The following is a 25,845-nucleotide window of genomic DNA, read 5'->3' on the forward strand; positions in this document are numbered from 1 at the left end:
GCCCCCTTTTATAGCATGGAATACACAAGCTGCTGCGTATACGCACCCTGTGGATCCTCTAGAATTTGGTCTGTTAAGCCTTGCTCAATGACCTTACCGTTCAGCATTACCAGTGTCCGGTCCGCAAGCATCCGAATGACCGCTAGATCATGCGATACTACCAACATACTGATTCCCAGCTCACGCTGAATCGTTTTGATGAGATCAAGCACCTTTGCCTGTACCGACAAATCAAGCCCCGTTGTTACCTCATCTAAAAAGAGAATTGGCGGATGATTTGAGAGCGCCTTCGCAATTTGTACACGCTGCTGCATTCCACCAGAAAAATGCTTTGGTGCTTCTTTTTTTCGGAACAATGGGATCTGCACATGTTCAAGCAGCTCCTCCGCTCTTGCCTCCATCATGCCGACATTCCGTCCCCCAGCCGCGATTAACTTTTCTGCAATGTTGCCAATCGCTGAATAGTTCATATTGAGTCCGCGGATGGGATTCTGATACACCATGCTAAGAAGATGATTGCGGATGTAGCGCTTTTGCTGGTTTGAAATCGTTAAGCTGTTCAAATGCTCGAAGCCCTCGCGATAGATCAGCATCGCCCCTGAGCTCGCCACTTCATCAAAATAAAGACACTGCATCAGCGTTGATTTCCCGCTGCCACTTTCCCCGACAATCCCTAAAATTTCACCCGGAAAAAGATCAAAGGAAATGTCCTGACACGCGTACACCGTGCCACAGTGAGGGCAATAATTTTTCTCAAGTGCACGCGTAGATTGATCAAAGCAAGACGTACATCCCGCACCGAATTGTTTATTCAGTCCTTGGACTTGTAAAATTGGTTGACTATGCATGCTCCACCTCTCCTTTTTGTGAGGTTTGTGCATTCAGTTGCTCAATACAATAGCTCGTATCGTTGCACTGATAGTCGGTCACACCCGTCACCTCATCATAGATTTCATCTAAAAAGACATCGTCTGCGCCACAAAGCTTGCAGCACTTCCCATCAAATGATTCTGTGGTAAAAGGATAATCCTCAAACGCCAGGGAGCGGACATCGGTATATGGCGGCACCGCATAGATTTTTTTCTCACGACCTGCCCCAAATAAGATGAGCGCTTCCGATTGATGAAGCTTTGCATTATCAAAACGTGGGATCGGGCTTGGTGCCATTACATAGCGATTGTGCACAAACACCGGATGATCCGCGCCAGTTGCCGTCCGCCCATATTTCATCACCTGCTCAAACAACTGAAGCCACGCACCACTGTAGTCCTCTTCTGAGTGTAGAACTCTCGTTTTCGCCTCACTCGCTTCCACGTCCCGGAGCGGCTCAGGTGTTGGCACCTGTAAAACAAGTAGCTGATCTGCCGTGAGTGGAACCTCGGGAATTCGGTGTCTTGACTGGATGAGTGTCGCCTCGGCCGTTGCATCCGTGACCTCCACACCTGTTGTTTGCTGGACTAGCCGTTTAATGCTGACCGCGTTCACCGATTCATCCGAGCCTTGGTCGATCACCTTAAGGCTGTCCGTTTTACCGATGAGTGACAACGTAATCTGCAATCCACCTGTTCCCCAGCCGCGTGCAATCGGCATTTCTCTGGATGAGAATGGTACCTGAAACCCGGGAATTGCCACCGCTTTAAGTAATGCCCGCCTAATTTCCTTTTTCGATCCTTCATCAAAAAATGCAAAATGGTGCTCTGTGTTCACGATTGCTCCTGCTCCTTCCGTACCTCGCGCGCACGATCCAGTTTCGATTGGAACGTCACATAATGCGGCAGTTTTAAATGAGAGATAAAGCCTGAAGCCTCAACCGAATCAATATGTAAGAGCACAAACTCCTCATCATGCGTTGGAAACGGCGCTTCCGGATGGTCCAAACACTGATCTAAAATGCTCATCGCTATCGCCTTCGTCTCGTTTTGCCCGTAACAGAGCCCGTATCCAATCTCAAAATCCAGCGTATCTCCTGACGTGGTTGGTACAAACGACTCCACCTCCGTCACCTCTACCTCACCGATATAATACGGATCATCAGCGTAATGCGGATGCGCAATCGTTAGCGGAACCTGCCCAACGCGAACCTCTCCCACCGTCGGATGCACCTGCCCGTACCCTCTAAGTGATGCGTATCCAAGCGAAGTGACCGCACCCGTCTGCCCTCTTGTCAGCGTTTGAAGCCTCGCACTACGAGGAGCCGGGAAGGTTAAGCTTTGCTTTGTGATGTCAAAAGGAGCCGAGTTGTCGTGTTGGTAGGTTGGGAATAGCCCCTGCTCCCTCAGGTAATCCACCACTTTTGGATAGGTTCGTGCGTTTTCAGATTCAGGTTGGGTTTGCTGGTACTTTGTGATTTTTTCTAGGATGTCCTCGTGTGTTTCCGTTTGAAGCTCGGGGTCGAGAAGCCGGTGCGTGTAATCCGTGGTAGCTCCAAGAATTTGTCCGCCCGGGATGTCTTTGAAGCTCGCCGAAATCCGCCGTGACACACGCATTTGGCTTGTCTCAACCGTCTCCGTATAGTGGAGCCGAGGGAGCGTCGAGCGGTGGGCTCTTAAGATAAAAACTGCCTCCTCCATGCTGCCCTCCGCCTGCTTAATCGCAAGCGCCGCAAGCTCTGGGGCATAAAGACTACTCTCAGACATCACCTGATCCACCAGTGCTTTCATTGCGTGGAGGATGGTCTGAACCTCTAGTAGCTGCCCGCCTTTGATTCGGTTGTATTGTAGCTGTTCGATTGATGCCTTAATTGCGTTAGTCCCTCCTTTTACCGCAACATAGCCCATTTACATAACCTCCTCCATGAGTGTCGTCCGCGGAATTGCCGCAATTTGCCCGGCCGTATCGACGATGATCAAGTCGATGCCGAGCGGGTATTCCTGATTTTTAGCTTGGCGGATTTGGTGAAATGCGGGTGGGAAGTGGAATGTAAGCTGTGTGGTCGATTGGATCCCCGGTCCCTTTAACCGCCATGTTGTTCCTTCTGAAATGTGTGGCGTTTGGATGATGATCGTTGCAGATTGGTGCGGATCGATAAGTGTTCCATTTTTCGCTTCGGTTAGTGCCTCTTGAATGTGGTGTGGCGGGGTGGCGGCTGAAATGAATAGGAAGTCCGCATTGCTTGGATCTACTTGTTGCGCTAGCGTGTGGAGCGCAATCGTTTGTTGGAGTTGCTCGTCGAAGCCCGGGAGCATGTGGTAGCTTACTTCCCGATCTAGAAGTGTGTGCGCCAGCATGGCCGTTGCGTTTTGCGAGTTATGCAAACGGCTAATTTTCCCCGGACGCGCCATCGCATCCAGCACCGTCCGAAATGCTCGTTGCGTATCATGTACCATATCCACCTGCATCTATGTCCGCCTCCTCTATGTACTCATCGTGTCAAAAGACACCTTTGTTTTTAGTAACTGTGCGTGTTCGAGGTTTCTTTTGTGTTTGAGGGTGGCTGCTTCCTCATGTAGACGTTGCGCCCAGGCTATCGTTTCCGGAAGCTCGGCCACAAACGCCGCGTCGATGATTGCCAAGTCGCGTGCCCGTGTTGGTTCCGCCCCTTTAATAAGGCCGATGCCAACACTGCCGTTAATCTCCACCATTGCCTCCGTGATCAGCACCTCACCCATATAAAACAGCGAATTCTTCGCCGACTCCCGCATCTTCATCATCGCGAGCCCCTGCCTCGGTGCCAGTAGCTCAATGACCTCGTACGCTTGAATGATTTCCTCCGCCAACTGGTGCGCAACCTCTGGCGGCGACTCTATTAACACTTCCGTCCGTTTTAGGCGATTCATCATAACCCCTCCTCTACACACTCATCTTAACTTGGCGCCAAGTGGCTGTGTTTTAAGAGGGTTTGAAGGTTTTGTAAATGGGGGTTTACATGTGTAGGGGGATGGGGAGAGTGTTTCACTTTGCGAGGGGATCGTTTCACCTCGGACTCTATCGTTTCACTTTGACAAACACTACCGGCACCCTAATGCTCTAATATCGCTGCTAACGCTCCAATTTCACTTCCTAATGCTCCACTTTTCCTGCTAACGCTCCATTCTCACTTCCTAATGCTCCAATTCTCCCGCTAACGCTCCATTCTCACTTCCTAATGCTCCAATTCTCCTGCTCTGTCACATCGATCCTGCTCCCATCGCATCAATCCCGCGCCCTATCATATCAATCCCTCCTCCATCGCATGGATCCCGCGCCCTATCACATCAATTCTCCCTCTATCCCATGAATCCCGCCCTATCACATCAATCCCTCCTCCATCGCATGGATCCAGTGCCCTATCGCATCAATCCTCCCTCTATCCCATGAATCCCGTGCCCTATCACATCAATCCTTCCTCCATCGCATCAATCTCGTTCCCATCACATCAATCCCGCCCCATCCCCACCAAAAAAACAGCAACCATCCTCACCCCAGATGGTTGCTGCTCACTTAATGATCCAATTCATATGTAAATTTGTCCCCGCGGTACAGTATCTCCGTTCGCTCCAACAGCTCTCCGCTCGCTTCATCCATTGTGCTGCCTGCAAGTTTTATGAGCGGGACAACAGCTGAGCATTTTAGTCGTTCCTGATCGTTAGCCGATGGAAATTGGACGCAAAGCACGGACTTTCCATTTGAAAACGTCGTGTACCCGCACGACTGGTAGTACGCAAAAGTGGATGTAATCCCCGGACCATCTTCCTCAATCTTCGGGAACAACCTTCTACTTATAAACGAGATATGAATGGCAATGGGCTCTCCGTCCAGCACACGCAGGCGAGAGATCTTAAACCACTCATCCGTCGACTCCGTTTCAAATACCTCCGTCCGCAAATTGTACCCAGCCGCAAGCATTTTCTCGGTAAAGCTTTCGCTAGCAGACATGTGCAGCTTCACTTGTTTCGAGGCTTCTTTGACAAAACGTCCTTTTCCTTTTACCGAGATAACATATCCCCTGCTTTCTAGCTGCTCGTAAGCTTTCCGCACGGTTAACCTGGGGACCGCGAACTGTTGGACCAGCTCATGCTCAGACGGCATTTGTCCGCCTGGTTTGATGTTTCCGCTCTCAATCATCACCAGCAATTCGTCATACACCCTCGACTCACTTTTCCCAACCATCCGCGTCCCCTCCTCATGTTTCTATTATACCTATAAAAGCAACACCCCTATTTTAAAAATAGAGGTGTTGCTTCTATTAATCTACTTCATTTGTTTCGTTCAGCTCAGAGATTTTCCACGTTTCATCGCCTTCATCGTAGACAACTTTATAAGAGGCTTCGAACGTTCTCTTTGTGTAGTCGCCGTCCTTTGGGCTAATCTCGTATTCTTCTTTTGTTTCAACTGTATACGAGTCGTCATCGTTCAACGTCACATTTGTTGCTTCCCCTCTACCTAAACGCTGTCTAATTCCACGTTCATTCACATCCTTCATATATGCATCGACTTCCTCTTGATAATCAGAGGTCACCTGGTCCTCTATGTGTGTAGCATCTCCACTATTAATTCCATTCACATAACCACGCACAAAACTTGAAATCAGTCGATCTGCCTCGCTATCCGTCAGTCTAACTTTCACGCCTTCTTCAATCGATGCTTCTGTGGAAGACTCTTCATCCTGCTCATCCCGATCAAATCCAGTTGTTTCTGTTGGTTCGACTTCATTGTACTGGGATTCTCTTGATTCAACCAGCCATTCGCCGTCTTCATACTTTAGCTCGTAGATGGACGAATGATTAACTTCATCAAGGATCGGATCGTCTCCCTCTTCGTACTCCGTTTCTTCCCATTTTTCATAGGCGGGTACTCGAATATTCCAGCCATGATGGGTTTTCTCCAGAGACGTGCGATCCCAGTTAAACCCGGCTTCTAGCAGGTACCCCGCATAAAATGTATCATTTCTCCAGATTGATGTATTTTCAAAACCTGATTCAATGTCCGACTTGATTGAATCAGATGCATACACCAACTTCTCAGTGTCCTTCTCCTGTTTAGCTACACGCCGACTCAATAAATAGTCATGCATTACACTCTCTATCTGCTCCTTCAACTCCTCATTCGGAGTAAACCTCGACGTAAGCTCCAAACCATCAATCGGGGTGGCTTCACTTTGAAGCGTACCAAACTCTTCCGTATCCGCGGCGATATAATAATTCAAACTGCCATCTGTTAAAACCGGACCAAATTCAAAAGGCGTACTTGTCACAGGGAGAGCCTCGTCACTTCCATCCACATGGAGCGTGGTGCCCTCAAGCATATTGTTCACCTCAAGCGAGACCGTCTTAAGATCAAACTCCAAATTAGTAGAAGAGGCACGATACAGATTCACCGTCGACTCCTGTTCATTCGCACCAAATTCATTTTCGACGGCACCCTTTACCTGGTAGGTTGCAGGTAAAAAGTCACCTAAATACAAGTCACTGTCTGATTCCTCAGGTTCAACCGGCTCCTCATTTAACTGAAGAGTTACATCGCTCACGTTCGATCTCACCGTTAATGGCTGTGCCTCCAACACAAACTCGTAGTTATCAAAGAACAACCACTTCTTCCCGTTTTGTTGAAAGGAAACGGGGAACGATTCATATCTTCCATCATAATAAGAAACCGAACGAGCACTATCCATCACATCAGATTCTGCAATCCACTTCTGGATCAGCTCTCCATGTGCCTCACTCGAATTGTCCAGCACATCAAAGAAAGCCTCCACGTGCTCATCATCTACATCCTGATCCGGATGGTTTGAGACCAACTGCTTCTTCACCGCAGCCTGATCCCGCTCCGCTACTGCCTCAAGAAAGGAATCAAGTACATTCTCCTTATCTGCAGCGGCCTGCCCACTAAAGAAAAGGATGCCTCCAAGAACAACTCCACTGCCTCCAATGACATACCACTTTGTTCGACTCGCTTTCGGCCCCTTCGCCTCGCGTGTCTTCCCTCCGTTCAAATTCGCTCCGCACTTTGTACAAAAGCGTGAACTCTCACTTATTTGACCCTGACACTTAGGACATGTTTTCATATGGATCACTCCAGACTCACCCGGTAAATTTGATTCCATTTTTATACCAATTCATTATACTAAATGGCTCTTTATGATCAACCTATATGACGAAAATTGGTAAAAAGGTTATTACTATAGAAATAAATTCTGAGCATTCGACAAAATCCCACCAAACGAAAGTCCTGCCTCATTCTCCAACCAAAGGAGGGGACGGCAGGATCTGCGTATAGTAAAAAAACACCCCTATCTAAATAGAGGTGTCTTCAAACCTTACTCTATCTCAAATCCATTCTGTCTACTTTCTGTACAGTTTGCATAACTATAATCACTGCTACAGCAGCTAGGATCGCCGGTAGATAGAGTAGATTGATAAGCGAGAACTCCGTGCCTAAGGACGAGTTCGTGATCAAAATGATGATCAGGGAGGAGACAATGGTTGCTGGAACGGAGTGTTTGCGCATGCCGAAGTATACGGGCACAAGTGAGGTTCCTGCAGCAACAATATTAAAGAGCATCATACTAAGTAGTTCTGGCCAAATGGATTGGCTGGTTAGATTTAGATGATCAGCAAAACCAAACAACTCATTTAGCCCGATAAAGCTCCCTACAACAACAAGGGTAGAGATCACCATTGCACTCAAGGTCAATGCAAAGATGAGAAGGATCTTTGCGATCATGAGACTTTTCCGATTGATAGGATATGAAAAAAGAACAAGACTGGTGCGGTTCTTAAATTCGTCAATGACTAATTTAGAAATAAGCACTGCGGCGAACACGATGAATGTGGCGCGAATGAGGATGCCACTCGTCATGTAAAAATCACTCGCTGTCCGGTAGACGACCTCACCTTCTAGTTGTTCAACATAAATGAGAAGGATTAGCATGCTAACAATTAGTACGTTTGCAAGAATGGATCCTTTAATGAACCAGGCAATTGGATGTTTTTTTAATTCTAGCTTCATTAAATACTTCATGATTTTACCCCCGGCTTAGCTAGACCCACTCTTTTTATAAAATAGTCCTCAAGTGTAGTTTGTTTCGTTTGAATGGATAGAATGTCGATGTCTTCCATTATCAAGGCTTTGGAGATTTGAGCACGAGTGATCTGAGTCTCAAAGATTCGAATAGCTTGCTGGTCAACCACCTTAAAGTTTGTGATTTTCAGTTGATCATGTAGGGTTAATGCTGCTTTATTTGGTTGATTAGTGACAAGCTCAATATACTCTGTATTTTGTTCCTTCAGTTTTTTCATTGAGGTCTCTTCAAGTAACTTGCCGTCCTTTATTAAACAAATGGTATCGGCAATTTGCTCGATTTCTCCGATAATATGACTAGAAATCAGGATCGTCATTCCGTATTCACGGTTCAGCCGTTGAAAGAGCTGCCTCATTGAATGGATACCTTCTGGGTCCAGGCCATTAATGGGTTCATCTAAAATTAACAGATCCGGCTTGGTGAGAATTGCTCGTGCTACACAGAGTCGTTGCCTCATTCCAAGAGAGAAGTCTTTCGGACGTTTGTCTCGTGCATCCTTTAAACCGACCTGTTCAAGGGCCTCATCAATAGAATGGTTATTGTGGTAACCCATATACGCACAGTGTAGTTCAAGATTTTCATACGCAGTCATTTTCTCATAAAAAATCGGATACTCAATCATGCTACCAATTCGACTTAGATAGGAAAACGATCCTTCTTTAATCATTTCACCAAATACAAAGATCTCTCCACTAGTTGGCTTAATGAGATTCGTCAGCATTTTCATGATCGTGGATTTCCCTGCTCCATTTGAACCAAGAAAGCCATAAATCTCGCCTTTTTTTATGTTTAAAGACATGTCTGATACAACGTTTTGTCCAGCATATCTTTTCGTTACATCTCGTGTTTGCACAATGTATTCCATCTTGTCTCCTCCTTCACTTCTATGAGCTTATTGTAGGGCCTAAGCATTTCATTTCTCTTAAGCAAATCTCACAAAAGTCTCAAGAAAAGAAGGAGCCACCCCGGGTTCGCTTTAATGTGCAAGTAAAGGATGTTTTTTCATACGGAATGGAATGAACAGTAATGCTCCCTTTCATCTGTTCAATCAACCGCTTAGTGATCGTTAATCCAAGCCCACTTCCTTGGAAATCCTTGTTTCTCGATTCCTCCAATGTAAACATCCGCTCAAAGATTAACTCTTGATCTGATTCGCGAATACCCGCACCACGATCAAATAATTCAAGGGAGACGGTGGTTTCAGACTCTATTAGCCGAAGTCCGATGACTCCTCCATCTGCTCCGTAACGCAGCGCATTAGAGATTAAATTATCAAACACCCGTTTTAGTGCGTCTACATTTGCAAGCACATACACGGCGTGGTCTGGAAGATCAAGTTCCACCTCAAGTCCACGGCTTTCAATCATGTCATAAAAACGTAGCAGCTGCTGCTTACAGACCTCCGTCGCATTTACTTCAGCGAGCTCGATCTCAACATCCCCTGCCTCAAGCTTCGCTAGATCAAAAAAGGTTTGAATAAATGCAATCATCTCATTCACTTTTTCTTCCACTTGCGTAAGGATCCGTATACGCTCTGCCTCAGATTGCCCTGGCTGCATTTGCAGCATTTCCACATACCCTGCAATAACGGTTAACGGTGTTTTCACATCGTGTGAAATGTTTGAGAGCATACGTTTCATGGACTGTTCCATCTGAACAAACTGTCCTCTTTGTGCCCTGTTGCTTTCAACAAACTGGTTTAATTGATTTAATAGCTCAATGATCTGTACATCATCGGTTCTTACAAGAAACAGCTGGCTATCGTCGGAGTGAACCGATTCTTCTAGCTGACGAGTGATCTTTGTAAGCTCTCTTCTTCTCATTCGATTTACATAAGATAGATAGAATATAGCCGCAATTAATCCCATGATCACCAAGAGTAGAAAGATAATCATTTGAACTCACCAAGCTTGTAGCCAATTCCCCAAACCGTTTTGATATAAGCTGGTTTAGCAAGATCGTTCTCGATCTTTTCTCGCAATCTGCTTACATGTACATTGATAACATGCTCATCGCCATAATAATGATCGTCCCATACAGCCTGGTAGATTTGCTCCTTGGTCAGCACCCGCTTTTGATTCTCAAGTAACAGCTTTAAGATCTTCCATTCCTTTGATGTAAGTGAAATCTCATCTCCGTTTTTCCTTACGACCAATCCATCCAAGTCCATCTCCAGCTCGTGAACACGAAGGACCGATGGAGTCTGCTCATCACTCTCTTGATACGTTGTAGAACGGCGGATGACTGCTTTTACCCGCGCTACAAGCTCAATCATAGAGAACGGCTTCGTCACATAATCATCCGCTCCAAATCCTAGACCTAACGCCTTATCCGCATCACCATCCTTGGCTGACATAATGATGACTGGTGTATAGCTTTTCTCTCTTAGCTGCTGAAGCACATCCATACCATTTAGCTCAGGTAGCATCAAATCAAGTAAGACTAGATCATAGGATTCTTGTCTCATCTTCATCACAGCCTCAGTTCCTGTAAACGCCGTATTCACACGAAACCCTTCATTCACTAGATACGTTCGAACCATGTCGCTAATCGCTCGGTCATCCTCTACTAACAAAATCTGTCCCATTTCAATAAACGCCTCTTCTCATCATTGTCTGTCTCTTAAAAATAAACCAACCTTCATAACAAAGACAACATAGAGTTTATCCTCTCCTTTTAAACAAACGTTTATTTAGTATTAAAAATAAGATATTGTAAGCGCAACCTCTTAATTCTACGTAAGTGTCATGTCAGACTTAGGATGCACTTTTAAGACCAGATCTCAAAATACCTTTCAATCGTCGTGATGCTTTCGTTATACTTTTCGTGGAAGTGCCCACACATTCTTACAGATCAAACCAAATTTAACCTTACCCTATCAAATACCTAGATTTACTGTTTTTTAAGGAGATGAACCATTATTTTTTATTATCGTTTAACGTTTAACAACGGAAATAAATATTACTTTAAGTCAACTACTTATCTTGAAACCCCGCATCGGATTATCCATTTTGCGATTGATAGTGGATTTATGTACAAAAATGATCGAACGCTCGTTCGAACAGCACGGCGCGTTCGCTCCGATCAAGTCACTGAGCCAGTCAAACGTATTTAAATAAAAACGGGCACTTCCACACATAAAAACCAGCCTATCTCTACATAGGCTGGTTTCTGTTTCCCTTATACGGCTTGCGCTTCCTCAATAATCTCTAAAAGCACACCCTTCACAATTAACCGTTGCTCCCCCGACAACGTGCATGTAATCAATGTAATTTCCGCTTCATCTGAATCATCGAGCACATCTAGTTGAGTAGGCTCAACGATTGAGATGCTGTTCACTTCATACACATACGTTTTTCCATCGGAAGTTAAACGAACTTCATCCCCATCACTTACGTTTGAAAGTTGTCTGAAATGACGATCTCCACGATACCCGCGATGACCGGCAATGCTGAAGTTTCCGTCTCCAGGTGTTTGATTCGGATTGATCTGAGTTAAAGCAAGGGCGAGATTTTCTTCTGTCGTTTCTCCGAGAACATATTGTTTAAGCTCAATAGAAGGAATTTCAAGCGTCTTAACCTCTTTTAATTCTTCCTCTGTCCACTGTGTAGTCAGCTCCTGGCTTGATCCATGGAGAGGATCCACTTCAAGTGAGGCAAGTGCGCCTTCAAGTGCCGATACACCTTTTGTTTGCTGCCACTCATGGTAGAGAGGAATGGAGACAAACACCATTCCTACTACGATGAGAGCAAGCCCGATTAGTGACTTCCCTTTTCTCAAGAGAGCTCCCTACTTTCCGGTTACTTTTCTTGAACGTCTGCTTTGAATCATCACTCCCGCTCCAATCAGAATGAGTAGCACCCCTGCAAAAAGATACATGAGATAAGCTTGCTCTCCTGTTTGAGGAAGAGTACCTGCTTTTGATCCTGACGCCGGAGTGGCTGCTCCTGCTTTCGGACCGTTCACTACAGGAACAATATTGTTCTGACCGTTGTTCCCTGTATTGTTTGATGGAGCTGGTGGCTCAGTAGGTTCACCAGGTGTCCCAGGTGTTTCTGGTGTTTCTGGTGTTTCTGGTGTTTCTGGTGTTTCTGGTGTTTCTGGTGTTTCTGGTGTTTCTGGTGTTTCTGGTGTTTCTGGTGTTTCTGGTGTTTCTGGTGTTTCTGGTGTTTCTGGTGTTTCTGGTGTTTCTGGTGTTTCTGGTGTTTCTGGTGTTTCTGGTGTTTCTGGTTCACACGGATTTCCTGGCTCTCCTGGTTCTCCTGGCTCTCCTGGGTTACCCGGCTCCCCTGGTTCTCCTGGTTCTCCTGGGTTACCCGGCTCTCCTGGCTCTCCTGGTTCTCCTGGGTTACCCGGCTCTCCCGGCTCTCCTGGCTCTCCCGGCTCTCCTGGTTCACACGGATTTTCTGGTTCTACTGGCTCACACGGATTCCCTGGTTCTCCTGGCTCTCCTGGTTCTCCTGGTTCTCCAGGGTTACCCGGTTCCCCTGGTTCTCCCGGTTCTCCTGGCTCTCCCGGTTCTCCTGGATTCCCCGGCACGCAAGGTTCTTCTGGTACTTCTGGTGTACGTGCATTTGTAATGATGCGTTCGATGACTTCGGTGCTGGCCACCCCAACCTCAATCACATGTCGAGTTGGGTCTAGCTCATAACCTGTTGGTGCTTGTGTTTCGATTAACACATAGGTTCCTGGTGCAAGTTGTTCTTGGAATTCTCCATTTTCATCTGTCTGTAAATAGCCTTTAATGATGTTCCCATTTTCATCTTCTAAACGGAAAATCGCTCCTTCGAGTGTACGCTGTTCGTCGTTCTCATCCACTTTAACAATTTTTACCGTTCCCTGTTGTAGTGTGTTTTCAAATGTCTTTTCTACAACGGTTTGCTGGTTCTTCTCAATCGTAAATGTGATTGGTGTTTCGTCTAATTCATAATGCTCTGGTGCTTTGGTTTCCACTAATTGATAGTTTCCTGGTGCAAGCTGATCAAGTTTCAGCTGTCCGTTCTTATCTGTCACTAAGCCTGTTTCAAGCTCAGTACCTTCTCCATCAAGCAATGTAAATTCAGCGCCTGTGAGCGTTACATTAGGATCAACCGAATCTACCTTCTCCAATACAAATGATCCTGGAGTCAGTGTATTTTCCGCTTGCAGCACAAGTGCGGCATCCTGACTTTTCACCACTTCAAATGCAATTGGTGCATCGTCTAGTACATATCCAACTGGTGCTTTCACTTCGACAAACTGATAGCTGCCTGGCTTCAAATCACTTACGGCAATTCGTCCATTCTCATCTGTCGTTAGTGATTCAATGACCACATCTCCATCAGATGTTTCCAATCGGAACTCTGCTCCCTCAAGGGCTGAACCATCAACACTATCGACTTTTTCAAGAACAACGCCGCCCTTCGCAAGTGTGTTCTCTGCCGTAATGACAACCGCTTCTTCTTGCCCTTTTTCTACAACCACTTCATACTCTGATTCTTCTAGCACATAGTGCTCAGGTGCTTTCGTTTCCACAAAATAATACGTGCCTAGAACAAGCCCATCCACCACGATGCGTCCAAACTCATTTGTTACTAGATTTTCGTGGACTGTCTCGCGATCAGCGTTTTCTAACGTAAACTCCGCTCCAGCCAGTGTGACCTCTGGATTGTCAGCATCTACCTTTACAAGCGCCACAGAACCTGGTGCAAGTGTATTGGTAAATGACTTTTCAGCCACGGTTTGCTGACCTTTTTCAATTGTAAAAATGATTGGTGTTTCGTTTAATACATAGTTCGTTGGTGCTTTGGTTTCAACTAATTGATAATCACCCGGAGGTAAGTTCTCAATGGTTAACTGACCATTTTCATCGGTTGTGAGACCTGTTTGAAGCTCTTCACCTGACTCATCAAGTAGCTTGAATTCTGCTCCTGCAAGTGTCAGTGACTCATCAACAGAATCTACTTTAGATAATGTAAATGATCCTGGTGTTAATGTGTTTTCCTTCGTAAGCGTTGGTACCTCAGCTTGACTGCGCTCAACGGTTACTGGAATTGGCGTTGCATCCAGCTCATATCCAAATGGTGCTTCAACTTCCACTACCACGTACTCACCTGGTAATACATTTGCGAAGTTCACTACGCCTTCTTCATTTGTCACTTCTGTAGCGACTATAGCCCCATTTTGATCTTGAAGCTCAAAAACAGCTCCAGGTAGGACGATAGAAGAATTGAGACTGTCGGTTTTCACTAATGACACCTGACCGCGAATCAGTTCATTGGTGACCGGCACTTTTTCTACTGTCGTTGTTTCACTACGTTTAATTTCAAACGGAATTGGTGTTGCATCTACTTCAAAATCCGTTGGTGCTTTTGTTTCAACAAAGTAATAGCTTCCTGGTGCAAGACCTTCCACAACCAGTTTGCCTTCCTCGTTTGTCACAAGATCTTTTTGTACAAGATTACTCTCTGCATCAAACAAGCTAAATGTTGCTCCTGCTAGCGTTTCGCTTGAATCATGTTTGTTCACTTTAATCAATTCAACTGATCCCGGAACGAGCGTGTTTGTTGCTTTAACCACTTTCACTTCTTCTTGACTCTTTATTATTTCAAATGGATATGGTTCATCATTCAGTACATAATCAGCTGGTGCTTTGATCTCTACAAACTGATACGATCCCGGCTTCAGCCCTTCGACTACAATGCGTCCATTCCCATCTGTGACGAGTGTTTCTTCAATTACTCTCCCATCTGATGTTTCTAAGCGGAACTCAGCTCCCGCAAGCTTCTCACCTGATCCATCGTCTTCTTTTTCAAGAACAACAGATCCAGTTTTTAGCTTGTTCTCAGCCGTAAACGTTGCTGCATCCTCTTGGCCTTTTTCGACCTTCACTTCAATCTTTGATGCATCTAGCTCATAATCAGTCGGTGCTTTGGTTTCTACGAAATAGTAGGTACCCGGCGCAAGATCTCCGACCACAATCCGACCGTTCTCATCTGTGACAAGATCTTCTTTAATGACCTCATCATCCGCGTCTACAAGTTTGAATTCTGCTCCAGCTAGCGTAACCGCCTCATCATCAGCATCTACCTTCACTAAAGCAACGGAACCTGGATTTAATGTGTTTGTGACTGGAACAAGTTCAATTTTCACTTGCCCACGATCAATCGTAAACGAGATGTGCTCTCTATTTTCTTGATAAAAATCAGGTGCACTTGTTTCAACAAAGTAATAGTCGCCTGGCTTCAGGTCATGAACCTCAAGCTGCCCATTCTCATCTGTCACAAGCTCAGTTTGAAGCTCTTCTCCACCACTTGTGAATAGGCTAAATACGGCTCCTGCAAGTGCTGTGCCATCCTTGTCATCTGTTTTCTCAAGTAAAACAGATCCCGGTGTCAGGTAGTTCTTCACTGTTTCCTCAAACTGTACCTTAGTCTTTTCACTTGGTTTAATCTCAAATGCAATTGGGTCTTTCAGCTTCTCATAATTCGCAGGTGCTTGCGTTTCAACCAGCTCGTATTTACCTGGTGCAAGGCCTGTAATTTCAAGATGTCCAGCTGCATTGGTTTCAAGTCCTTCGCGTAGCGCGTTGCCCTTTTCATCTAATAGAGTAAACACAGCCCCAGCAAGAGCCGAGTGATCCTCTCCATCTACCTTCTTGATTTTCGCACTACCAGTAATAAGCGTGTTTTTCTTATCTGGTAGCTTCACAGTCTCTGTTTCTCCAGCCTTCACTGTGAAATCAATTGGTGTGTTATCAAGCTGATAGTGTTGTGGTGCCTGTGTTTCAATCAATTGATAGGTGCCCGGTCGAAGATTTGTCAGCTCAACCACACCATTTTCGTTAGACTTCACATCCTCCTGTACCACTTGACCATCTTTCGTAACGAGCTTAAAGACTGCTGCTTCTAGTCCATCGCCAGTCACTGAGTCGATTTTCTTTAGTGTTGCAGATCCTTTTTGAATTTCATTGGTTTTCTGAACCTTTGTTACTTCTGTTTGTTTCTCTTCAATGTTAAATTCAATCGGTTTGTCATCTAATACATAGTCTTGCGGTGCTTTTGTTTCAATGAAGCGGTAAGTCCCTTTTTCAAGATCCTCGTAGAATATTTTTCCCTCTTCTACTTTCAGGTTCCGAGATACGACTTCCCACTTATCACCTTGTTTCTTTTCTAAGGTGAACTCTGCACCATTTAGCGCTTCTTTTGTTTCTTGGTCTACTTTTGTGAGTTCGACGTGTCTAGTAATCTTCTTGTTTTTAACCTTAAATGGTTTTTTTGTATCTTTGGTAAATTCGATGGTTTTTCCATTTTTCTCGTCAATCCCGACCGCATATCCTTCTGGTGCCTGGTCTTCCTTCAGGATATACGTATCGTAACGAAGGTTGTTAAAGCGGACAATGCCATCCTTACCAGTTGTACCAGTGCGCAGAGCGAATTCTCCTGTGCGATCATAAAGAGTAAATGTTGCTTCTGGTAACACTTTACCAGTCTTAGCATCTATCTTCTTCACTTCGATATTTCCGCGTTCTCCGCTTCCCGAACCGCCACCTGTTGTGAGATTTACTTTAATGCTTTTATTTGATTCCACCATCTCATTAGTAATTTGTTCACCATTAAACTTAGCTTTGTTCGTAAGAGTCTCTCCATCAACTGCGTCGATATACGATTGATACTCTAAAATGTAGGCAGATGTCATTCTGTGTTTAAACGAAAGCTCAAAACGTTGCGATCCATCATCTTCTGTTTTGATCACAAGATTGTAATCCTCGCCTTCCTTAAGCACATCGCCCTTAGAAACATTTCCATTCGTATCAACGTTTGTTGCATACAGCTTAAATGATTCCTTCACTAAGCTTTGCTTACTGCTCTGTTCATCACTTACGACAGCATTGGATACAGTTGATTGAGCAAAATTAATATCAATCTTCCAGTTGATCATTGCACCATTCTGTCCGCCGGTCTTGTTGACGTAACTGCCACCATGGTTGATGCTAACACGTGCGTCGAGGTTAAAGACTTGATCTCTACTTGTGACAACGGCACGGTTATCATAGTGACTAACGATTAGTTGTTCATCCAGGCTTGTTTTGTAATCAATCCAATAGGAATCAGATCGTTCACCCGGGAATGTCACAACAAACTCGTTACCTTCTACTTTTAATTGATAGTCTTTACCTTCTGTTAATAAGTCTCCTTTACTAACACCATTTCCACCGCCAGTTAATTTCATTTTATAGACGGTAATCGTTTCAGGAAGTAGCTTTTGACCACCCTGGATTTCATCTCTCACTTCGATATCCTTCAGATTTTTGAGGTCGTAGTTCACACCGACTTCCCAAGAAATTTCTTTGGTTGTGGCGTTGTATCTACCGTTTTTAAAGCCATTGTTACGTGTGTAACGATCCGGGTCAAAACGTGCATGTGCATCCTTCTTTACTGTTTCACCCTTCTCGTTAACCCATGTTACTTTTGCTTGGTTTTCAAACTCCCCGTTTTTATTCGTTAACCCATCATAACGAAAATCTGTTTCATAGGAAATTTCGTAAGGGACTTTAACAGGATCTTTAAAGGTAAGAGTAAACCCTGTATCTTCATTTACAGTAAAGAAATAGTCTTGATCTTTTACTAGGAACTCACCGGTTTCTATTTTTTTAATTCTAATCGTATCTTTGAATTCATCTGTTCTTAACGTTAATCCCTTGTTTAGGAACGTATCGTGAATGACCACTTCTCTCATCTCATAGGAATCACGGTTCAACCCAATGTTCCATCTTGCTGTTTTGTTGGTGTAGTTGATGTGAGAATGCCATTTGTTAATGACTTCTTGGTTGGTCCATTGTCTTCCTGTTCCTGTTTCACCGCCATTGGTTACTGTATTTACAAGTTCTTTTGAATCAATCTGACGTTCTTTTGATTTTGTTTTATACGTGATTTTATATGCATTCTGAATATCTTCGGTAAATTGAAGGTCGAATCCATCATTAGTCGGGATCACAGAGTAGTTTGTTACGACCTTTTTTTCTCCTTCTCCACCGTTTTCGTTAATTGTTACTTCTTCTACTTTTACCGAATCACTTATTAATTCATGTGAATCCGGTAAAACATCTGCCAGCAGTGCATCCTTTTGATTAATGGATCGCTCATTATAGTTGTACATGATTTCCCATGTGACAGTTTGACTGTTCGAGTTATAGCTAGCATTTCGCTTTTCTAAAGCTTTACCACGTCTTGTCTCCACAGTCGCGTGTGCTTTTAACTCACCCTGATCACTAGTCAACACAACATCATTCTTGTACTGTGTCGCCACACGGTCTGTAATGGCCGTTTCATACACCACTCGGTACGCATGCTTTAACTCTTCGTTAAACGAAATCTCAACCTTCTCTTCGTTCACTGTATACTTACTTGAATCAAGCTCTTCACCCTGACTCACGCTACCATCTACGTTTACGTTTAACTTGTAAACTTTCACTGTACCAGGTGAGAGTGTTAGATTTTCTCCCAAAGTATCCTTTAAAGTAGCTTCTTTTAGCGTGGACAGCGACTTATTAAAATCAACGGTCCAACTGATGTTCTGTGCATTGTACGCACGATCCGCTGTTCCTTTTTTACTAAGATCTGCGCCCTTTGGTGTTTCGAATAAAACAGGAATCGTTTTAATCACTTGATCAAAGATTTTAAAGACAATCTCTCGTTCCACCGTACCTTCAAGCTTCTCAGTGATTTTCGTTTGGAAATACAAGGTACCTTTAATATTTGATAATTGTTCAATGGTTTCATTAAATGTGACAACGACTGTGTTATCCATTGCCAGCGTAAATGTACCAACACTGTCTCCATCAAAGTCCAAATTACCAGATACTACGTTAAAGACTTCAAACTCTTCTGGTAATTCAAATGTGAAGGTGGACCCACTCGCGTATCCATGTCCGTTTGGCAGTTCCCAGTTCATATAGATGTTCGCGACACTTCCACGCACTGGACGATAATCCGGATTGTCATCACGGTGAATTGGTTTACCTTCCGCATTTTTCAGTTCAACATTTGTGATGATATTTTCCGTAATCTCAGTCACAACCGCCGCAGCTGCAATGGAGACTTCTTCGTCTTCAGCCTCTTCTGCTTCTTGCTCTTCTTTTGTTGCTTCAGCTGACTCATCGCCTTCAGCTTCTTCCTCTTTCACTTCTTCTTCAGCTGCTTCTTCCTGCTCTTCTTCTTTTACTTTTTCTTCAGCTGCTTCTTCCTGCTCTTCTTCTTTTACTTCCTCTTCAGCTGCTTCTTCTTGCGCTTCCTCTTTTACTTCTTCTTCTTCAGCTGCTTCTTGCTCTTCTTCTTTTACTTCTTCCTCAGCAGCCTCTTCTTCCACTGCTTCTTCCTCAACCACTTCTTCAAACGTAACATTCAACTTTTGTTCATCCGTGCTCCATTTGAATAAAAGGTCTTGTGCGCCGCTAAGCTCTTCTACCTTTTCCTCATTCCACTTGGAGTCTAAGCTGATGACGCCAACAAACGCTGCCTCTTGAGGGAGAATGGTCAATGCAATCTTCTGGTTGACCACTTCATAGGTACCGATGACGGTTCCATCTTCTGTATGTAAATCACCTGATGTTTCCCCTGTTAGAGTCACTTCTTGCGGAACCTCTACTTCTTCTGTCCCGTCGTTCTCACTTGCCTCACTAGAAACGTTAATCAGTGTCTTAAATGCATCTTCTTTTGAGACGGTTTGCTCCTGGAGCGATGTCTCTTCCCCATTCACCAAATCAACCTCTACATTGAGCTCGTTCGGATTGTCTGATTCCTCAGCCAATGCAATGCCCGAGCTTGCAAGTACGGGTTGAAAAACAAAAAGGAGAGCGAGTAGGAGTATCATCCCTTTTTTCTTCATATATCTTCCTCCTTATTAAGTTTTCAGACTTATTATAATTGCACAAATTTCACCAGAATAGCATTACTTTTGAACTTGATGTAATCGGTTACTTAGACCTATTCATTTTTTCGAATCTTAAGTCGATTTGCTTATTACTTCCACATTTCCTCTGCATTTTACAGATCTTACTAATCAGGTACTATAGACCGATACTATATACCCATTTAAGAAAAACATAAAAAAAGAACGAATTCTGATCAGAGAATCCTCGAAATCGGGACCATCCTCTCAAAATTTAGAACCGAATTAATCTATTCATTTTTAAGCCGATATATACCATAATTCGAATTCTTTTTTCGAAGAAACTAAGAGAGAAAGAGAGTGATAGGTGGTTGAGAACGATTAGAGGAAAGTTATTTAGTGTGTTTGGAGCAGTACTTTTATTATTTGCGGGATTATCAGTGTACTTGGTGATTTCCCTGATTCAAACAAATGATCGAATGGAGACGATGCAGGACGTTGACTTTGAACTCGTGGTGCTTCAGGAGCAAATGGCAAGCAGCATGAATGATCGCTTAGCATTGATTAGAGGCTATTTTATGTTTGGAGAAGCTGACTTTTTAGATCGATTTGATGCAGTGAATGAACGAATCGCCGAGACAAAGGAACAACTAGTAGCCTTATCTTCCAATGAACAGCTACTTGCAACCATTGAAAAATCGGACCAATGGCTTGATATCATTGAAAATGAAGTACTACCTTTATACCAATCAGGTGATACGGAAGGCGCAAGTGAAGTGATGCGCAATTCAACAACAATGATCGCACGCGATATCACTAGTAACTTTCAAGAGCTAGCAGAAAATCGCCGTGAGAGTATGGAAGCAAGCTTTGATACAAACAAAGCTGAACTGCAAACCATGCAAACACTAGTGATTACCATTGTCACATTGTCAGTTCTTATTATGATTGTTCTAGTGTTATGGCTAGCACGATCTATTACCAAGCCATTAAAACAATTAGTAGGCGAAGCCAATCTTATTGCTAACGCCGACCTTTCCAGTCCGCCTATCGAGATCCAAACAAAAGATGAGCTCTCTCTACTCGGTTCTTCATTTAACGAAATGAAAGCATCACTTCAACAGCTTATTGGACAAACGAGAAATGTTGCAGAAAATGTTGCTGCTACTTCAGAAGAGCTTTCAGCTAGCTCTGAAGAAACATCTGCAGCCACTAATCAAATTGCAGATACCGTGCAATCGTTAACACATACCGCTGATACAAGCGTCACGTTATCTAGTGAAAGCATGCAGGCATCCACACTAATGGAAGAAAAAGCGCAGCATATTACAAAAGCAACTCAATCTATGAAAGCGGATTCCAAAGAAATGGGTATGCGCTCAAAAGAAGGCCGAGATACGGTCGCACAAGCCATTCAACAAATCGAATCGATTAACCGTACGGTGGCATCGTCATCTAAGACGATGAACCAACTAGATGACCAAGTAACCGAAATTAGCACCATCTTAGAATTAATTACATCTATATCTGATCAAACCAACCTATTATCGTTAAACGCAGCCATCGAAGCCGCTAGAGCTGGCGAAAGTGGCAAAGGCTTTGCCGTTGTGGCTGGAGAAGTCCGTAGCCTAGCCGAGCAATCCAAAGAATCCGTCACAAAAATCGAAGCGATGATCAAAGGCATCCAGCAACAAGCCAAATCAGCCGCAACCGATATGCAAAAAGGAACAAGCGAAGTCGAAAAAGGCACACAGATGATCAAAGGCGTCGACCAATCCTTTGAAGCCATCTCCGCCTCCATCGACAAAGTCACAAACCAGATCCAAACCGTCGCAGGCTCTGCCGAAGACATCGCCAAACAAACCACACAACTGAAAAGTCACATCACCCAAATGAACCAAGCCTCCGAAACCACGCTCGCCGGCACCGAAGACGCCGCCGCAAGCACCGAAGAGCAGCTCGCTGCCATGGAAGAAGTAGCCGCGTCTGCGCAAGGACTCGCCGACTTGGCTGGAGATTTGAGAGATGAGATTTCGAGGTTTAAGGTGTAGTGGAGAAAGAAGTTGGATGGTCCTCCTGCCGTTGTTGGTGGGGGGATTTTTGTGTGGGGGTGGGGGACGTGGATAGTGCGCGGGTTCCTTCAATTGTGTGCGACTTTGGCGTGGGGATGCGCAGAAAAGACAGTTTGGGGTTCACGATGTATTTTCCGCTGAACCGATGTATTCAGGCTTTTCACGATGTATTTCCCCTCAACTCCGATGTATCTCCCCACTTCTTCTTACTATCATCCTTCACTACTCTCAAAACCACTCCCTACACATACGAAAAAGCGCAGATTCACCAATCCACGCCAGTTTAATATATCGTTTTCCCATTCCACCCCATCTAAATCCTATCTATCGCCAATCGCTGTCTTGAGAACGTTCGCCCTTTGAATGATTACTAAGAGGAATAAAAACAAAGAAATATATGAGATTAGACAAAAGTAGGCAAAGGACGAATCCGAAAAATTGAATGGTCATGCCATCACTGGTGAAAGTGACAGGTATGATAAAGTCCTTCTGCAGCAGACTTCCTAATGCCAGCATAACAAAATAAACAAATAGGATGATTGCAAGCTGTGTGAAAAACGTTGATATGCGGACTGTAACCTCTCCTTCCTTAAAAGCTCTACATACATTATATAAAATTCATGATTAAAAACACCATCATACTCGTGATCATCAGGAATTGAGTGGTTCCAAAAGCTATTTTCGTTGCCGAGCCTTGGATTCGCTTATATAACATAAAGCTTAAAATAACCGTGGAACAGAGAAGGAGTAACAATGCAATTACGTAGAGATCAAATATCATACAAACCAATCCACTTACCAAAAAAGCAGCGCAACCCAAGTACTGTTTGTTCAACATGTCTGCCCACCCCATACTAAATCATTTCCTACAATTGTAACAGAAGATCTCCCGCCTCACCGATCTTATCTAATCTCCAACTGGCTCCATCGCTCGCAGCTCCTCTTCTGTAAATTCAACCGTCCAGATGTCATCCGCGTGAAACATCACCATTTCCCCTTGATAAATAAACTCTGCTTGCCATTGTCCAATCGTTTCAATCGTTATGAGACCATCTGAATGTCGCACCACGGGTTCAAGTGACTCGACCCACTCAACTCCACCGCCTCCATTTAAACTAAAGGTCACTCGCACGGGTACAAATTCATCATCTGAAGGCTCAATATCAAAATGTATAACCCGATACAGCTCATAATCAGGAATTTCCCTCTCTGGTGCTTTGAGTAGAATGCTAAAAAAGTCACCCTCCTCTCCATCTGAGTGATGTAAGATCTCAAAATCAGATATGCCCTCTGCCTGATACTCTTCAATATAAGCGAGTAATCCTTCAATCTGATTCTCATCTAGATTTGCAATTCGATCCCCAATGTCTTCAGTGTAGAAGTTTACAGCATAATCCTCTTCAAATTCCTCCAAACTCTTCTGACTGCTACAGCCGATCAATAATACTGATAGTAGTACAACTCCAGACATCTTCTTCATCGAATTCCCCCTTTCACTCCCTCTACCCTTTTATTTATAAATAAACCAATTATTTGTTAACAAGACAGTCTTAACCGCCCGCCACTTCTTAAAAATCTTCCCTTTTTATTTGATCATGTGATTCATTTTTATTACCATTCTAGTTAACAAACCTATGTAAGTGAGGGCACAAAATGAAACATCATAAAAGTCCGATTAAGACAGATAAGTCGCTTGAAAAGAGAGCAGTTAGAGGAAATCTACTCTTGAACATCTTTTTATTCCTTCCTATATTCTTAATGAATCTCGTTGGTGTGTTTGAAAGGTCATTTTTCGCTGATGATCCTATTTATTTTGTTGTTGTCGCAGCACTTGATCTCGTATTAATTCTCTTATTCAGCACAAACGTTACTGGCTCGAAAGGCTTTGAGAAATTCGTATACATGACAATGAGCATTCTTTTAATCTTCTCTCTTATCGGTTGCTCCGTAAATGTCATCCTATATTAACTAGGAGGTCCCAAGTGAAATTCATCAACATTCATTCCCCTAGACTTATACCTCGCATTCACACTCTTTCCATCAGCTTTTCAGTGATCCTCTTAACTTTAAACGCACTGTTTAAAGAATTGTCATTGTCTAAACAAAATTAAGTGCCGTATATAAAAAAGAGGCTAGTATCTGAACTAGTCCTCTTCTCTTCTATTCAAAATTCCAAGCATAAAAAATCCATGGATCATCAAGTTCAAAATGATATTCCCACGTTCCAGCGTAATCCATATCATAAATATAGCCATCAGCCGCAATGAATGCCGTCTCGGGTAATTCATCTGCACTCATACAATATTCCGCCCAGCACACGCCCTCAGCCTTTAAGGGAGCGTATTTGAACGGGCTAGATACTGATTGAATCGTGATATCTGAAAATTTTGTTTCAGGGTCAATGTCTACACCAAGATCTGACCCAAAATACTCCTTCCAAGGTAACCCTTTCCCATCAACCCAACCTTCATAGCCAGGCTCACTTTGTATTGTTCCTGCGTCTTCAGGTTCTGTTGACTCCGTGTCGTCCTCACTCGAATCCGCTTCAGTCATCTCCACATCAACTAACTCTTCATCAACATCGTTTGATTCGCTCGCCTCAGTAGTACTAGTATCTTCCTCTTCCTTAATATTCGTCTCCTCAACCTCGTCACTCGATCCAGCTGATGTTACTAATTCATCAGCACTATCAATCTCTATCTCAATATTTTCTTCTACAGGCACTGCTTCTGCTTCTTCATCCTGATCTTCCTTCACTTCAACAGGCTCTCCTTTCTCAGGTTTGCTTTTGGTCACTTCTGATTGACCTTCTGAGCTACACGCTGCTAATAAGAAAGCACAGATAACAAATAATAATAAATGACTATATAACCTCTTGTGTTTACTCATGATGTTCTCCTCTGTCTAGTAAAATAGCATTACCTTACCATTATAACAGTTAAAATCCATTTATTAGAGATAAATACGTAGATATCCTTCTCTACCTTTTAATTGATCAATTGAATTATGTTCTGTTATGTTTGAATAACTACAAATTCTAGGAGGGGTATGCAAAATGAGTAGATTAAAAGAACTTGGACTTGTTTTTGAGAATTTGGATGGAGTCAGCGGAATAAAGCCAGAACAGATTGGCGGCTTTTATTTAGGTGAACTGAAGACCTTTTATAATCGAGGGAGTCGAATTAGTATTCAAAAGAATTCTAAAGCATCCTCTCTTATTCTGCAGCTCCGATCCGATGTGAACAAACTACCTTTACATATGGAAGGAGGCACTCTTGCAGAAAGAATTATGGAACATCAAGACCTTGTCTATGTTGAAATTACGGATGAGCGAGGAAACAAAGAAGAAATCTACCTTCCTTGGGGTGGACACTCTGATTATACAAATGCCTATCAATCCGTTCATGTAAATCCTGAAACAAACGACCTATACATTGTTATAGATCCTGTGAAATCGGTAGAGGACCTATTCCCCGATCAAATGTACGATACAGACACTAATTTTTGGAGAAGCTACAAAAGTTAATAAAACAGGAGAGTTAAAGTCTTTAAAAAGAACGCATCCCTCACAAGATGCGTTCCTTTTCTTCTTTCTACTCATACTCCACCTAAAAAGGAAAAAAGAAAACCACCAACGCAACCACAAGCAGCCCCAAATACACATAAAAACGAACAGTCTTCTTAAACTCTCTCATCTTCACCACTTTAATTAAGAGAGCAACGGAAACAAGCACTCTAAATAAGAGAGAGGCTACCATATAGGTCGTATCTGTATCAAAGTCATCCCAACTATTTATAGCGGATACAACGGCGAAGGCCGCGTAGACAACAACGATCCCAAACCACAACCAACCCTCCACAAACAAATAACGATCCTTCCTTCTCTCAATCGTCTCTTGTTCCAAC

General features: G+C 43.7%; 19 protein-coding genes. 3 read left to right on the plus strand and 16 right to left on the minus strand.

The features are described 5' to 3' along the window. Positions 1–8: 8 nt before the first annotated feature. From NSQ54_17005 to NSQ54_17065, 13 genes are all read right to left on the minus strand, one after another. Positions 9–848 carry an ATP-binding cassette domain-containing protein gene (locus NSQ54_17005; GenBank protein WYP26003.1) on the minus strand — a complete coding sequence of 280 codons (840 nt, stop codon included), beginning with the start codon at positions 846–848 and terminating at the stop codon, positions 9–11. Continuing rightward, a complete protein-coding gene (locus NSQ54_17010) occupies positions 841–1,707 on the minus strand; it encodes an alpha-D-ribose 1-methylphosphonate 5-phosphate C-P-lyase PhnJ (protein WYP26004.1) in 867 nt (288 codons plus the stop codon). The genes NSQ54_17005 and NSQ54_17010 overlap by 8 nt, the downstream gene beginning before the upstream one ends. Next, positions 1,704–2,777 (minus strand): carbon-phosphorus lyase complex subunit PhnI, encoded by a 1,074-nt coding sequence (locus NSQ54_17015; protein WYP26005.1) that lies wholly within the window; start codon positions 2,775–2,777, stop codon positions 1,704–1,706. Before NSQ54_17015 ends, NSQ54_17010 begins: the two co-directional genes overlap by 4 nt. Then, positions 2,778–3,338, minus strand: coding sequence for a phosphonate C-P lyase system protein PhnH (gene phnH / locus NSQ54_17020; protein ID WYP26006.1), 561 nt, complete (start codon positions 3,336–3,338; stop codon positions 2,778–2,780). Between the two features lie 15 nt (positions 3,339–3,353). After that, on the minus strand, positions 3,354–3,776 hold the full coding sequence (phnG, locus tag NSQ54_17025; protein ID WYP26007.1) for a phosphonate C-P lyase system protein PhnG: 423 nt from the start codon (positions 3,774–3,776) through the stop codon (positions 3,354–3,356). Between the two features lie 643 nt (positions 3,777–4,419). After that, positions 4,420–5,088 carry a GntR family transcriptional regulator gene (locus NSQ54_17030; protein WYP26008.1) on the minus strand — a complete coding sequence of 223 codons (669 nt, stop codon included), beginning with the start codon at positions 5,086–5,088 and terminating at the stop codon, positions 4,420–4,422. Between the two features lie 76 nt (positions 5,089–5,164). Then, the gene (locus NSQ54_17035) at positions 5,165–6,982 is read right to left on the minus strand and encodes a hypothetical protein (GenBank protein ID WYP26009.1); all 1,818 of its coding nucleotides are present in this window, start codon (positions 6,980–6,982) and stop codon (positions 5,165–5,167) included. A 257-nt stretch (positions 6,983–7,239) separates the two neighbouring features. Beyond that, positions 7,240–7,938 (minus strand): ABC transporter permease, encoded by a 699-nt coding sequence (locus NSQ54_17040; GenBank protein WYP26010.1) that lies wholly within the window; start codon positions 7,936–7,938, stop codon positions 7,240–7,242. Beyond that, positions 7,935–8,864: an ABC transporter ATP-binding protein gene (locus tag NSQ54_17045; protein ID WYP26011.1), complete on the minus strand. Its 930-nt coding sequence runs from the start codon at positions 8,862–8,864 to the stop codon at positions 7,935–7,937. Before NSQ54_17045 ends, NSQ54_17040 begins: the two co-directional genes overlap by 4 nt. A 79-nt stretch (positions 8,865–8,943) precedes the next feature. After that, positions 8,944–9,894: a sensor histidine kinase gene (locus NSQ54_17050; protein ID WYP26012.1), complete on the minus strand. Its 951-nt coding sequence runs from the start codon at positions 9,892–9,894 to the stop codon at positions 8,944–8,946. Continuing rightward, positions 9,891–10,586: a response regulator transcription factor gene (locus NSQ54_17055; GenBank protein ID WYP26013.1), complete on the minus strand. Its 696-nt coding sequence runs from the start codon at positions 10,584–10,586 to the stop codon at positions 9,891–9,893. Before NSQ54_17055 ends, NSQ54_17050 begins: the two co-directional genes overlap by 4 nt. Positions 10,587–11,179: 593 nt before the next feature. Next, on the minus strand, positions 11,180–11,779 hold the full coding sequence (locus NSQ54_17060; GenBank protein WYP26014.1) for a class D sortase: 600 nt from the start codon (positions 11,777–11,779) through the stop codon (positions 11,180–11,182). A 9-nt stretch (positions 11,780–11,788) separates the two neighbouring features. Continuing rightward, on the minus strand, positions 11,789–19,864 hold the full coding sequence (locus NSQ54_17065; GenBank protein ID WYP26015.1) for a SpaA isopeptide-forming pilin-related protein: 8,076 nt from the start codon (positions 19,862–19,864) through the stop codon (positions 11,789–11,791). A gap of 374 nt (positions 19,865–20,238) precedes the next feature. Between NSQ54_17065 and NSQ54_17070 the strand changes: the two genes are divergently transcribed. Further along, on the plus strand, positions 20,239–21,918 hold the full coding sequence (locus NSQ54_17070) for a methyl-accepting chemotaxis protein (protein ID WYP26016.1): 1,680 nt from the start codon (positions 20,239–20,241) through the stop codon (positions 21,916–21,918). 928 nt (positions 21,919–22,846) lie between these two features. Here the strand turns inward: NSQ54_17070 and NSQ54_17075 are convergent. Beyond that, positions 22,847–23,419, minus strand: a complete 573-nt coding sequence (locus NSQ54_17075) for a hypothetical protein (GenBank protein ID WYP26017.1) — start codon at positions 23,417–23,419, stop codon at positions 22,847–22,849. A gap of 173 nt (positions 23,420–23,592) precedes the next feature. Between NSQ54_17075 and NSQ54_17080 the strand changes: the two genes are divergently transcribed. Continuing rightward, a complete protein-coding gene (locus NSQ54_17080) occupies positions 23,593–23,907 on the plus strand; it encodes a hypothetical protein (GenBank protein WYP26018.1) in 315 nt (104 codons plus the stop codon). 192 nt (positions 23,908–24,099) lie between these two features. Here NSQ54_17080 and NSQ54_17085 read toward each other — a convergent pair whose 3' ends face one another. Continuing rightward, positions 24,100–24,828 (minus strand): hypothetical protein, encoded by a 729-nt coding sequence (locus tag NSQ54_17085; protein WYP26019.1) that lies wholly within the window; start codon positions 24,826–24,828, stop codon positions 24,100–24,102. A gap of 166 nt (positions 24,829–24,994) precedes the next feature. On the opposite strand from NSQ54_17085, the gene NSQ54_17090 reads away from it, so the two are divergent. Beyond that, a complete protein-coding gene (locus NSQ54_17090) occupies positions 24,995–25,465 on the plus strand; it encodes a hypothetical protein (GenBank protein WYP26020.1) in 471 nt (156 codons plus the stop codon). Positions 25,466–25,547: 82 nt separating this feature from the next. On the opposite strand, the gene NSQ54_17095 is transcribed toward NSQ54_17090, so the two are convergent. Continuing rightward, complete coding sequence (locus NSQ54_17095) at positions 25,548–25,844, minus strand: hypothetical protein (protein WYP26021.1); 297 nt, start codon at positions 25,842–25,844, stop codon at positions 25,548–25,550. Position 25,845: the final 1 nt, after the last annotated feature.

Origin of the sequence: Alkalihalobacillus sp. FSL W8-0930 (assembly GCA_037965595.1) — a bacterium.
Lineage (GTDB): Bacteria > Bacillota > Bacilli > Bacillales > Bacillaceae_D > Alkalicoccobacillus.